The organism is Herbaspirillum sp. ST 5-3 (genome assembly GCF_004804275.1).
Taxonomy (GTDB): domain Bacteria; phylum Pseudomonadota; class Gammaproteobacteria; order Burkholderiales; family Burkholderiaceae_D; genus Noviherbaspirillum.
Map to the genome: position 1 here is coordinate 227578 of NZ_STGI01000008.1, position 12163 is coordinate 239740.

Here is a 12163-nt window from a genome sequence, read left to right on the forward strand (position 1 = left end):
TGCACTTGCACAGCATAGTGGACAAACACGGTGTGAAGGAAAGCCGCCGGCATGGATTGCGGCGGCTTGCAGGTTCTGGCGGGAAGTTACGGCATCAGCGGTCGCTTGGAAGACTGTTTCGCCTTGATTTCCTTGGCGGCTTTTTCCATCGCCGCGACGCGATAATTCGTGGCGGGATGCATTGCCGTATAGGCATTGAGAGTGGATGGCGGAAACTGGCTCGCCATCCGCTTCCAGAATGGCACGACCTGCGTGATGTCGTAGCCGGCGCGCGCCAGCATATAGAGCGACAGCTTGTCCGCCATGGCGTCCAGCTCTGCCGGCATCGGCTTGACGCCGGCCAGGCCGACCATGGTGCTCATGTCCGGATGGGCTCGCTGCAGGTTATCAATGATGCCGCCGACGGTAGCACTCATTTTCAAGCGAGTGGCGTGCGACAGGGCGTTATGCGCCATTTCTTTCGCCACGACATAGGCGAGTTCATCGTCGGAACGCACGGTATTCATCATGCCACGCGTGATCAGCACACGGTAGCCGTCGGAGTATGCCGCAACGTTATCGGCATTGCCGAGCTCGACGCCGAATGCGCAGGCATAGGTCAGGGGCACATTGAGGGCCAAGTTGGTGCCATCGCGCATGACGGTCAGCTTCACATTGGAACGATGCATGACGAGAGGTGCCAGCACCGCTGCGGCGTCGCGCTCGGCATTTTCACCTGCGGGCATGGCTTTGTCTTCGACGGCGACGAGGATATCCCCACGGCGTACACCGGCACTTGCAGCACCGCTGCCCGGCAGAACGCCCATCACCTGCAGGCGCTCATTCAAGCCGAGCGCCTTTTGCGCGGCATCGACGAACTCGGCCGAATAGGAGTATTTCGTTTTTGCGGTAAAGCCGAGGAGATTGCGCGCGTTGTTCTTGCAAAGCTCGGGATTGTTCACCAGTAGCGGCGCAGCGACGCGATACAAGCGATCCTGCAGCGAGATCAGCGACTGCAGCGCCTGCAACTCTGCCGGGCTGACAGGCTGCGTCGGCGCCTGCTTCGGCGCGCCGGAAGGGCTCTCCGGCTGCGAACCCGGCGGTGTGGAAACGGTGGTGGCGCAGGCTGTCAACAGGACCGCGGCAGAGAGCAGCAGCAAGCGGTTTCTTGTTACTGCACTTTTCAATCGTAGCGAAGCGAATCGCATCATGCCGGTCTCCATTCGATTAATGTTTCCCGGTACTGCCGAATCCTCCGGCGCCGCGTTCGCTGTCATCGAATTCCTCGACGACCTTGAAGCCGACCTGCAGGACAGGAACGATGACCAATTGCGCCAGGCGTTCCATCGGGTTGAGCGTGAACTCCGCCTGTCCGCGATTCCAGGTCGACACCATCAGTTGCCCTTGATAATCGGAATCGATCAGTCCGACCAGGTTCCCCAGCACGATACCGTGTTTGTGGCCCATGCCACTGCGTGGCAGGATCATCGCGGCGTACCGCGGATCCGCGATGTGGATGGCAAGGCCGGTCGGAATCAGGTGTGTTTCTCCCGGCTTGATCGTGAGCGGCGCGTCGATGCATGCGCGCAAATCCAGACCTGCGCTGCCTTGCGTCGCGTATGCCGGGAGTTGCTCTTTCATGCGGGGATCAAGAATTTTTACTGCGATGGTTTTCATGGACATTAAGGATAAAGTGAGACACCCGCAAGGCTGGACGGGGGTTACAAAAAGATACAGGTAAAGCCGAATCAGATGCGAACTGCGATTTCCGCGATGAGCTGGCGCGCCAGGTCCTGTTTGTCGGCGCGCGGCAGGCGCTTGTTCCCCTTTTCGTCGAACAGCACCAGCTCGTTTTCATCCTTGCCGAAGGTTTGATGACCGATGTTCCCGACCAGGAGTGGTACGCCTTTCTTCTTGCGCTTCTCTTCGCCGTAGCGCAGCAGATTTTCCGATTCGGCGGCGAAGCCCACGCAATACGGCTTGTTCGGCAAGGCGGCAACGGATGCGAGGATGTCCGGATTTTGCTCGAACTGGAGATGCGGTATATCGTCCTCGCCACTCTTCTTCAGCTTTTGTTCGCTGGCATTCGTCACGCGCCAGTCCGCCACGGCCGCGACCGCGATGAACACATCCTGTCCACTGACGTGCGACATGACGACGTCATGCATTTGCTGGGCGGTCTGCACGTTGATGCGATGCACGCCATACGGTGTCGGCAGCGTCGTTGGACCCGAAATCAGAGTCACCTCCGCGCCGGTTTCGCGTGCCGCGCGGGCGATCGCATAGCCCATCTTGCCGGAGGAAAGATTGGTGATTCCTCGTACCGGATCAATCGGTTCAAAGGTCGGGCCGGCGGTCAGCAAGACATGTTTTCCGGCGAGTACCTTGCGCTGGAAAGAGGCAACCACTTCCTCAAGCAGCTGCTCCGGCTCCAGCATGCGACCCATGCCGATTTCGCCGCATGCCTGCTCGCCCGCATCGGGGCCGAGAATGGCGATGCCGTCCGCCCTCAGTTGCGCAAGGTTGCGCTGCGTGGCGGCGTTCTGCCACATCTCGACGTTCATGGCCGGCGCCACCATCAGCGGCAAGGTCATGGGACGCGCGACGCACAATGTCGAGAGCAAATCGTTACATGCGCCATGCGCCAGCTTGAACATGAAATCGGCGGAGCAGGGCGCAATCACGATCGCATCCACGTCGCGACTGAGATCGATATGCGGCATGTTGTTGTCGATCCGGGCATCCCATTGGTCGGTATACACCGGATGGCCGGACAGCGCCTGCATGGTGACCGGGGTGATGAACTGCGCGGCGGCTTGTGTCATCACGACTTGCACCGAGGCGCCTGCCTTGGTCAGGCCGCGCGTGAATTCCGCGACCTTGTAGCAGGCAATGCCGCCGGTCATGCCGAGAACGATTCTTTTGCCAGCGAGATCCATGAGGCCTCCTGAAATGTCGTCGCAGGGTTGACTTGCAGGGTATCGCGAGTGCCGATTCCCCTCCGTTTGCCCCGCGTCTGCGGGACGCAAGGCCAAGCTTCACCGGCTGCAGGATTATCCAAAGCTCGGTAGTGTAGCAAAGAAGGGCGGCTTATTTCCCCACGCGCCGCAACTCGTCCAGCACGAACAAGGCCGCGCCGCCCACGATGGCCATGTCCGCCACATTGAATGCCGGCCAATGCCAGGTGCCGACATAGAAATCGAGGAAGTCGATCACGTGTCCGTAAACGACGCGGTCGATCAGGTTGCCGATCGCACCGCCGAGGATCAGCGCAAGCGCCCAGCAAAACATCCGCTGACCGGCATGGCGCTTGAGCAGATAGACGATGAAGATCACGGCGGCAATGGCAATGCCGGTGAAGACGTAGCGTTGCCAGCCTGCCTGGTTGGCGAGAAAGCTGAACGCCGCGCCCTTGTTATGCGCCAGGACCAGATTGAAGAAGGATGTCACTGGCCGTGATTCGCCAAAGACGAACAACCTGCTCATCACCACCTTGCTGATCTGGTCGATCAGAATAATGATGGCTGCAATGCCGAGCCAGGGCGTCAGGCTGGTGCTGGGGCTGGCAGACAGACTTTTGAAACTCTTTTGTTTGGCCATATCGACTCTGTATGAATGTCATCCTCGTGGGAGCGGAAGTGCGAAACCCGGCCATGCCGTCCGCGCCCCGCACGAGAATGAACAATGGGCTAAGCGAACTTCCTTGCCTCGCCGCCGCCGAACAAGTTGCTTGCGCAACGCCCGCAGATCCCCGGATGATCCGCATGCGAACCGACATCAGCGCGGTAGTGCCAGCAGCGTTCGCATTTCTGGTGCGTTGACGGCGTCACAATCACTCCTTCCTCGGCTTCGCTGGCAACCTGTGTCAGCTTTGCCTGCGACGTGATGAAGATGAACTTCAAGTCATCGCCGAGGCTGTTCAGCAGCGCATACTTGTCGCCGCTGGCCTTGATTTCCACTTCCGCCTGCAGCGATGAGCCGATGCCGCCCGCCACCCGAACTTCTTCCAGTTGCTTGGTCACATTTGCGCGCAAATCCCGCAGCGCGGCGAACTTGCTCAGCAACTCCGCGGCGCCCGCAACTTCCGGCAGTGCATAGTACACCTGCGTGAAGATGGTTTCGCCGCTTTCTTCAAAAGTGTCCTTGCCGGCGAATACGGACCACGCTTCTTCGGCGGTGAACGACAGCATCGGAGCCATCACGCGCAACAACGCATGCGTGATATGCCAGATCGCGGTCTGGGCGGAACGGCGCGCCTTCGAGCCTGTGCCGCAGGTGTACAGACGGTCCTTCAGGATATCGAGGTAGAAGCCGCCGAGGTCTTCCGAGCAGTACATTTGCAGCTTGGCGACGACCGGATGGAATTCGTAGACATCGAAATGCTGCAGGATCTCGGCCTGGAGTTCCGCCATGCGCGCAATCGCATAGCGATCGATTTCGAGCAATTCGGCAACCGGTACTGCATCCTTCTTTGAATCGAAATCGGAAGTGTTTGCCAACAGGAAGCGCAGTGTGTTGCGGATGCGGCGATAGGCTTCCACCACGCGCTTCAGGATTTCATCGGAAATCGACAGTTCGCCCGAGTAATCGGTTGATGCGACCCACAGACGCAGGATTTCCGCACCCAGCGTGTCCGACACCTTTTGCGGCGCGACCACGTTGCCTTTCGACTTGGACATCTTCTTGCCCTCGCCGTCGACCACGAAGCCGTGCGTGAGCAGCGCCTTGTAGGGCGGCTGTCCGTTCAGCATGGAGGACGTCAGCAGCGAGGAGTGGAACCAGCCGCGATGCTGATCCGAGCCTTCGAGATACAAGTCGGCCGGGAAATGCGATTGCGACGCGTGCGAGCCGCGCAAAACCGTCTGATGCGTGGAGCCGGAGTCGAACCAGACGTCGAGCGTGTCCTTGTTCTTCACGTAGACATCGGCATCTGCACCAAGCAGATCTTTCGGGTCGAGTGCCTGCCAGGCTTCGATCCCGTCCTTTTCGACCATCTTGGCAACGGCTTCCAGCAATTCCGGCGTGCGCGGATGCAGTTCGCCGGTTTCCTTGTGCACGAAGAAGGCCATCGGCACGCCCCACTGGCGCTGGCGCGACAAGGTCCAATCGGGCCGGTTGGCGATCATGCCATGCAGACGGGCCTGGCCCCAGCCGGGAAAGAAAGCGGTGGCTTCGATGCCGGCCAGCGCGGTTTCGCGCAAGGTCGGGCCGCCGGCCTTCGGCGCCACATCCATACCGGCAAACCATTGCGAGGTCGCGCGATAGATGATCGGCGTCTTGTGACGCCAGCAGTGCATGTAGCTGTGTTCGAACATCACGAGCTTGAACAGCGAACCGACTTCTTCCAGTTTTTCACAAATCGGCTTGGAAGCTTCCCAGATGGTCATGCCGCCGAAGAAGGGCAGCCAGGAGGCATACTTGCCGTCGCCCATCACCGGCTTCAGGATTTCATCATCGGTCATGCCGTGCGCCTTGCAGGACTGGAAGTCGTCCAGGCCGTAGGCCGGTGCCGAGTGGACAATGCCGGTACCTGTATCGAGCGTCACGTATTCGCCAACGTAGATCGGCGAATAGCGGTCATAACCCTTGTCGGCATTGGCGAACGGATGCTTGAACTTCAGCATCGACAGTGCCTCGCCGGAGGCGGTCGCAATGATCTTTCCTTCCAGGCCGTAGCGTTGCAGACAGGCGTTGACCAGTTCCACCGCGAGCAGCAGCAGGATGGTTTCGCCTTTGCGCTCGGTCTGCACCAGCGCATAGCGATGGTCGGGATGCACGTTCAGGGCCTGGTTGGCGGGAATGGTCCACGGCGTGGTGGTCCAGATCACTGCATAACCTTTTTCGGTGGGCAGCTTGTCGAGGCCGAAGGCGTGCGCGATCTTGTCGGGTTCGGCAAATGGAAAGCCGACGTCGATCGCCGGATCGCGCTTGTCCTGGTATTCGACTTCCGCTTCCGCCAGGGCCGAGCCGCAATCGAAGCACCAGTTGACCGGCTTCAGGCCGCGATAGACATAACCTTTTTCGAGAATCCCGCCGAGCACGCGGATTTCGTCTGCTTCGTTCCCGAAATCCATCGTCTTGTACGGACGATCCCATTCGCCGAGCACACCCAGGCGGATGAAGTCCTTCTTCTGCCGTTCAATCTGCTCGGTCGCGTAGGCGCGCGACTTGGCGAGCACTTCGGCAGTCGGCAAATGCTTGCCGTACTGTTTCTCGATCTGGATCTCGATCGGCATGCCATGGCAGTCCCAGCCCGGCACATATTGCGCATCGAAGCCTGCCATGTTGCGTGCCTTGACGATCATATCCTTCAGGATCTTGTTGACCGCGTGGCCGATATGGATGTCGCCGTTCGCATAGGGCGGACCGTCGTGCAGGATGAACTTGGGGCGGCCGGCGGAAGCCTCGCGGATGCGTTGATAGATCTTCTTGTCCTGCCACTCCTTCACCCACTTCGGCTCGCGCTTGGCGAGGTCGCCGCGCATCGGGAATGCGGTTTCGGTGAGGTTGACCGGATACTTGTTTTTTTGTTCGGACATGATGGTTTCAATCGTAAAAATTCGGTGGATCAAACAGGAAGATTCATGTTCGATCGTCAAATTCGGTCGGTGGCGGAAACAGCCTGCATCTCGCGTTCCTTGAAGAAGGCGCGCGCCTGCTGCGCGTCATTCTCAATCGCCGCCGTCAGTGTCGGCAAGTCGACATATTTCTCTTCGTCGCGCAGTTTCTTGAGGAATTCAATGTGCACCACTTTGCCGTAGCACGGTTGCGCATAGTCGAATACATAGGTTTCCAGCAGCACGCGTCCGCTGTCCTCCACGGTAGGCCGCACGCCGAGACTGGCGACGCCCGGCAAAGGCTGGTCGGCCAGGCCGCGCACCTGCACCACGAAGATGCCGGAGAGCGCCGGGCGTCGATGAGCAATACGGAGGTTCAGTGTCGGAAAGCCAATGGTGCGTCCCAGTTTCTTGCCGTGGATGACATGGCCCGAAATTGCGTAGGGATGACCGAGCAATTGGTCGGCGAGCGCGAAGTCGCTGTTGGCCAGCGCGGAGCGCACCGCGGAAGAGGAAATGCGCGTGCCGCCATTGGTGACAGTGGGCATGGCTTCGACATGGAATCCGTATTTCTTGCCGGCCTCCATCAGCATGGCGACATTGCCGGCGCGCTTGGCGCCGTAACAAAAATCTTCGCCGACCATCAGCCATTTCACGTGCAAACCTTGTACCAACACCTTTTCAACGAAGTCTTGCGGCGACATCGATGCGAAATGAGCGTTGAAATGCTCGACGATGACACGATCGATGCCGGCGTTCGAGAGCGCCTGCAATTTGTCGCGCAGATTGGCGATCCGGGCTGGCGCCTTGGCGATATCACCGGCGAGCAGCGCGAAAAATTCGCGTGGATGCGGCTCGAAAGTCATCACTGCGGCTTCGACATTGAGTGTAGTGGCCGCCTCGCGCACACGCGCCAGAAGCGCCTGGTGCCCGCGATGAACACCATCGAAGTTGCCGATGGTCAGCGCGCACGGCGCACGCGATGCAGCATTGGGAAGTCCGCGAAATACCTTCATGCAGGGCAGTCTAAAGAAACCGTCGAAAAACCTATGATTATAAGCGCTTTCCGCCGGTTTTCTTTGTTGCAAGGGCTTGATTTCAGAGCCGGAGCGGGTCCTGGCGGTAATACTGCGCCAACAAACGATAGATTTCGGGATAGTCCTCGGCCAGCGGCTCCGGCAGTACGAAAAACGCTTCCGAGGCGACCGCGAAAAATTCCGCCGGATGCCTTGCCGCATAGGGATCGAGCGGCAGGGCGCCGAGCAACTCATCGTAGAGCGCGGCATCGGCTTCGTCGGCGTCATCGAAATCGTCCGGGAGCTGGTCTTCCAGGGCATGAACGCGGCGTACGAAGTCGGCATATGCAGCGGAAAACGTCCTTTGCCAAAGGCGTGGATCGAGGCCTTCGTGACAGGCGGTGAGAAAGGGCGGACATCCGTTCGCGTGGCCGTCGCCCATATCGATCTTGTGTGCAAATTCGTGGATCACGACGTTGTATCCCGGTGCATCGCGCTCCTGCACGTCTTCCCAGGACAGCACGACGGCCCCGCCGGCATCGACGGCTTCACCGGAGGCTGGTTCATGCCATTCATGCACGACCCCGGCTTCGTCCATTTCGCTCTGCGGGATGATGAAGGCTGACGGGTAGATGATGATGCCGGCCATGTCGGCATACAGGTCGAGCGTGAGATTGAGAACCGGCAAACTGGCCTGAGCGGCAATATTTACCGCAATTTCGTCCGTCAGTTCAAATCCTGCTGCACCGGTGAATGTCTTTTTGCCAAGTAATGCCTCGGACAAGGCTTTAAGGCGCTCCAGCTCAAGCGGCGATAGTCGCTGCAAATAGGCAAGACGCATGACGCAGTCCTGCCAGAGCGGATCCGGAATCCGTGGTGTATCGCGACTGAAAAATTGACGGAGCCATTGCATATGGCCATTGTCGCGGAAATCAGCGCTTCACGACAATGGTGACGGACGTCCGCTTCCTTATTGGAGGTTACTGGAAGCGGCCCAGAAAATAATCCAGCAGCGCACTCATGTTTCCCAAGCCGCCTTGCGGAATATGTCCGGCAGGCGTCAGTCTGTCCACCAGATCCGGCAACATTTCACTCAGGCGGTTTGCGGTTTCATTTTCCGTCAGCCCGGTTTCCTCCGCGATCTGCTGCAGCTGACCTTCGCCCAGTGCCTGGTGCAATTGCTCGCCGGTGATCGGCACGTTCGGTCCGGATGCTATCCAGGAGTGGATGACATTTCCCAGTCCTGCTTCACTGAACCGCTCTACGAGTCCGTGCAGTCCGCCGGCCTGGCCATTGTTCGCAAGCAATGCGAGCGCCGCCTGCAATAGACGCGTTCTTGAATCCATCATCGGCAAGTGATTGTCGCCAAGCATTTCGAATGCTTTGTCGAGAATACCCATGGTGCATCTCCGCTTGAGTGGATAAAGCTGTCACCATAGAAGAAAGCACCGATTTACGGGTGGAAATCGGAACGTTGTTTGATTTCGGCTTAAATGCGCTCAGATTTCGCCCCAAACGGCGTTCAAGGCGGACAGTGCGGCCAGCCCGGCGGTTTCGGTCCGCAGCACGCGCGGCCCCATCGACAAGGGCAGCACGCCCTGGCTGATCGCCGCCGCCTCTTCCTGTTCCGTGAATCCGCCTTCGGGGCCGATCAGCAGTGCAACTGCTTGCGGAGGGTGATGGCGGGCCCAGTCCGACAGCGATTGCTCGCCACGCGGTGACAAGAGAATGCGGCGGTGCAAGTCCTGCTGTCCGATCCAGTCATTGAATTCGGCCGGTTCGCCCAGATTCGCAAGCCGGTTGCGGCCGCTTTGTTCAGAGGCGGCTGCAATGATGGCGTTCCAGTGTTCCAACTTTCTGGCTGTTCGTTCGGCAGACAAACGGACCACGCAGCGCCGCGCGGCGATCGGCTGGATAGCGGCGACGCCCAGTTCCACCGCCTTCTCGATGATCCAGTCCATTTTTGAACCTTCGGGCAAGGCTTGCGCCAAGGTGACTGCGTAGGGCAATTCGACATCGCGCGGTGTAAATGTTTTCACTTCCGCCATGGCGCGCTTTTTCTCGAGGATGACCAGGGTCGCGACGTATTCGCCGCCATCGCCGTTAAACAGTGTGATGGTGTCGCCGATCGCGAGCCGCAGCACATGGATGTGGTGCGAGATATGGTCGGGTAGAGTGATAACCGCACCAACGGTAAGGGGAAACGGGCAGAAAAAACGCGGCATAGGGGATCACTCGCTCCGGCTGCTTGCGGCAGTCTTGCCGAGCTCAAGCGATTTCCATGAAAGATCGACCGTTGTGTCAAAAGCGGCAATGGTCTTTCCCGTATTCGCCCTCATGCGGCATGACGCGGCGCGCGGGGTTTGGGGTGGGCGGTGAGCTGGCATGTCGTCCTTGTTAGCAAAAGTCAATCCCCGATTTTAATTCCGCGCGGTTCAGTCTGGTAAAATACCGGGCTTTGCACCTCTGGTTCCAAGCCGGACCGGAGTCAGCACCAAGACCCGCCACACACCTTGATTTGACATGACTTCCTCTCTCCCGACCGACAAGATGGCCAACGCAATCCGCGCCTTGGCAATGGACGCAGTACAGAAGGCGAACTCGGGCCATCCCGGCATGCCCATGGGCATGGCAGAAATCGCAGTCGCGCTGTGGACCCGGCACTATCGCCACAACCCGACCAATCCGCACTGGATCAATCGCGACCGTTTCATCGTCTCCAACGGCCATGGCTCCATGCTGCATTATGCGCTGCTGCACCTGACCGGTTATGACCTGCCGATGGAGGAGATCAAGAATTTCCGTCAACTGCATTCCAAGACCGCCGGCCATCCGGAAGTGCACGTGACGCCGGGCGTCGAGACCACCACCGGTCCGCTCGGTCAGGGACTGACCAACGCAGTCGGCATGGCGCTCGCGGAACGCCTGCTCGCCGCCGAATTCAACAAGCCTGGCTTCAACATCGTCGATCACCACACTTATACCTTTGTTGGCGATGGTTGCCTGATGGAGGGCATTTCGCATGAGGCGTGCTCGCTGGCAGGCGCCTTGCGCCTGAGCAAGCTGGTCGTGCTGTATGACGACAATGGTATTTCGATCGACGGTCATGTGGAAGGCTGGTTCATCGACGATACCCCGAAGCGCTTCGAAGCCTACAACTGGAATGTCATCCGCAACGTGGATGGCCACGACGTTGCCGCTGTGGACGCCGCCATTGCTGCCGCAAAGAAATCCGACAAGCCGACCCTGATCTGCTGCAAGACCGTGATCGGCAAAGGCAGCCCCAACAAGGCCGGCACACATGACGTGCACGGCGCCGCCTTGGGCGACAAGGAAATTGCCGCCACCCGCGCAGCGCTCGGCTGGGACTTCCAACCCTTCGAAATTCCCGCCGATGTCTATGCGGCATGGGATGCCAAGACGTCCGGCCAGAAGCTCGAAGGCGAGTGGAGCGAATTGTTCAAGGCCTATGACGAGCGCTACCCGCAGGAAGCGGGCGAGCTGTTGCGCCGTATGAAGGGCGAGTTGCCTGGCAAGTTGAATGATGCGATTGATGCGTATATCGCGGCATGCGTCGAGAAGAAGGAAAACATCGCGACCCGCAAGGCCAGCCAGAATGCCATCCAGGCACTGGCACCGGTACTGCCGGAATTCCTCGGCGGTTCGGCCGACCTGACCGGCTCCAACCTGACCAACTGGAAAGAATGCGTTCCGGTACGTGCCGACCACGCGGGCAATCACATCAACTACGGCGTTCGCGAATTCGGCATGAGCGCAGTCATGAATGGTATCGCCTTGCACGGCGGCTACATCCCGTTCGGCGGCACCTTCCTGACGTTCTCCGACTACAGCCGTAACGCGCTTCGCATGGCGGCGCTGATGAAGATTCGTTCGATTTTCGTATTTACGCACGACTCGATCGGCCTGGGCGAAGACGGTCCGACGCATCAGTCGGTCGAGCATGTGTCCAGCCTCCGTCTGATTCCGAACCTGGAGAACTGGCGTCCTTGCGACACGGTCGAATCTGCAATTGCATGGAAACATGCCGTCGCGCGCCGCCATGGCCCGACCACGCTGATTTTCTCGCGCCAGAACCTGCCGTACATGGAGCGCACGCCGGAGCAAATCCTTGCCATCAACCGTGGCGGCTATGTTTTGCGCGATGCGCCGGACGCCAGGGCCGTGCTGATCGCAACCGGCTCCGAAGTCGAGCTGGTGGTGAAGGCGGCTGACGAGCTGGCCAAACAGGGCACGCCGGTACGCGTGGTTTCCATGCCGTGCACGGATCTGTTCGACCGTCAGGATGCCGCCTACAAGCAAAGCGTCCTGCCGAAAGGCTTGCCGCGTGTTGCGGTGGAAGCCGGAGTTACGGATTTTTGGTACAAGTACGTCGGCCTGGAAGGCGCCGTGGTGGGTATCGACACCTTCGGCGAGTCCGCACCGGCGGGGGTTCTGTTCAAGCACTTCGGCTTCACGACTGAAAACGTGATCGCCAAAGTGAAATCGGTTTTAGCTTAATTACGTTCAGGAGAAAACCATGACCATTCGCGTCGCAATCAACGGCTACGGCCGCATCGGCCGCAACACCCTTCGTGCGCATTACGAAGGCGG

The 12163-nt window shown here is 59.3% G+C and carries 10 protein-coding genes and 1 pseudogene; 2 read left to right on the forward strand and 9 right to left on the reverse strand.

The genetic code is table 11. The features are described 5' to 3' along the window. Positions 1-86 precede the first annotated feature (86 nt). The 9 genes from E6W33_RS17030 to E6W33_RS17070 all read right to left on the reverse strand — a co-directional run bounded on the left by E6W33_RS17030 (position 87) and on the right by E6W33_RS17070 (position 9777). Positions 87-1190, reverse strand: a complete 1104-nt coding sequence (locus E6W33_RS17030; protein ID WP_247869677.1) for a M48 family metallopeptidase — start codon at positions 1188-1190, stop codon at positions 87-89. Positions 1191-1206: 16 nt separating this feature from the next. Continuing rightward, on the reverse strand, positions 1207-1656 hold the full coding sequence (dut, locus tag E6W33_RS17035) for a dUTP diphosphatase (protein ID WP_136418502.1): 450 nt from the start codon (positions 1654-1656) through the stop codon (positions 1207-1209). Between the two features lie 71 nt (positions 1657-1727). Next, positions 1728-2918 (reverse strand): bifunctional phosphopantothenoylcysteine decarboxylase/phosphopantothenate--cysteine ligase CoaBC, encoded by a 1191-nt coding sequence (gene coaBC, locus E6W33_RS17040; RefSeq protein WP_136418503.1) that lies wholly within the window; start codon positions 2916-2918, stop codon positions 1728-1730. A 151-nt stretch (positions 2919-3069) separates the two neighbouring features. Beyond that, positions 3070-3579, reverse strand: a complete 510-nt coding sequence (gene lspA, locus E6W33_RS17045; protein WP_136418504.1) for a signal peptidase II — start codon at positions 3577-3579, stop codon at positions 3070-3072. Between the two features lie 89 nt (positions 3580-3668). Beyond that, positions 3669-6518, reverse strand: coding sequence for an isoleucine--tRNA ligase (ileS, locus tag E6W33_RS17050; RefSeq protein ID WP_136418505.1), 2850 nt, complete (start codon positions 6516-6518; stop codon positions 3669-3671). A gap of 56 nt (positions 6519-6574) precedes the next feature. Further along, positions 6575-7552 carry a bifunctional riboflavin kinase/FAD synthetase gene (locus E6W33_RS17055; RefSeq protein ID WP_136418506.1) on the reverse strand — a complete coding sequence of 326 codons (978 nt, stop codon included), beginning with the start codon at positions 7550-7552 and terminating at the stop codon, positions 6575-6577. An 82-nt stretch (positions 7553-7634) separates the two neighbouring features. Next, complete coding sequence (locus tag E6W33_RS17060) at positions 7635-8465, reverse strand: M90 family metallopeptidase (RefSeq protein WP_136418507.1); 831 nt, start codon at positions 8463-8465, stop codon at positions 7635-7637. Positions 8466-8532: 67 nt separating this feature from the next. Next, entirely contained in the window at positions 8533-8952 is a 420-nt protein-coding gene (locus E6W33_RS17065) for a YidB family protein (protein ID WP_136418508.1), read from the reverse strand. Between the two features lie 99 nt (positions 8953-9051). Beyond that, positions 9052-9777, reverse strand: a complete 726-nt coding sequence (locus tag E6W33_RS17070; protein ID WP_136418509.1) for a 16S rRNA (uracil(1498)-N(3))-methyltransferase — start codon at positions 9775-9777, stop codon at positions 9052-9054. Positions 9778-10075: 298 nt separating this feature from the next. Between E6W33_RS17070 and tkt the strand changes: the two genes are divergently transcribed. After that, positions 10076-12070, forward strand: a complete 1995-nt coding sequence (gene tkt, locus E6W33_RS17075; protein ID WP_136418510.1) for a transketolase — start codon at positions 10076-10078, stop codon at positions 12068-12070. Positions 12071-12089: 19 nt separating this feature from the next. Beyond that, positions 12090-12163, forward strand: a pseudogene (locus E6W33_RS17080) (aldehyde dehydrogenase); the annotation flags it as partial.

Bases quoted from the DNA above. Each gene is read 5' to 3' on its own strand.
- E6W33_RS17030 (WP_247869677.1), bottom strand. From the start codon at position 1,190: ATGATGCGATTCGCTTCGCTACGATTGAAAAGTGCAGTAACAAGAAAC.
- ileS (WP_136418505.1), bottom strand. From the start codon at position 6,518: ATGTCCGAACAAAAAAACAAGTATCCGGTCAACCTCACCGAAACCGCA.
- E6W33_RS17070 (WP_136418509.1), bottom strand. From the start codon at position 9,777: ATGCCGCGTTTTTTCTGCCCGTTTCCCCTTACCGTTGGTGCGGTTATC.
- E6W33_RS17060 (WP_136418507.1), bottom strand. From the start codon at position 8,465: ATGCAATGGCTCCGTCAATTTTTCAGTCGCGATACACCACGGATTCCG.
- E6W33_RS17065 (WP_136418508.1), bottom strand. From the start codon at position 8,952: ATGGGTATTCTCGACAAAGCATTCGAAATGCTTGGCGACAATCACTTG.
- coaBC (WP_136418503.1), bottom strand. From the start codon at position 2,918: ATGGATCTCGCTGGCAAAAGAATCGTTCTCGGCATGACCGGCGGCATT.
- lspA (WP_136418504.1), bottom strand. From the start codon at position 3,579: ATGGCCAAACAAAAGAGTTTCAAAAGTCTGTCTGCCAGCCCCAGCACC.
- dut (WP_136418502.1), bottom strand. From the start codon at position 1,656: ATGAAAACCATCGCAGTAAAAATTCTTGATCCCCGCATGAAAGAGCAA.
- E6W33_RS17055 (WP_136418506.1), bottom strand. From the start codon at position 7,552: ATGAAGGTATTTCGCGGACTTCCCAATGCTGCATCGCGTGCGCCGTGC.
- tkt (WP_136418510.1), top strand. From the start codon at position 10,076: ATGACTTCCTCTCTCCCGACCGACAAGATGGCCAACGCAATCCGCGCC.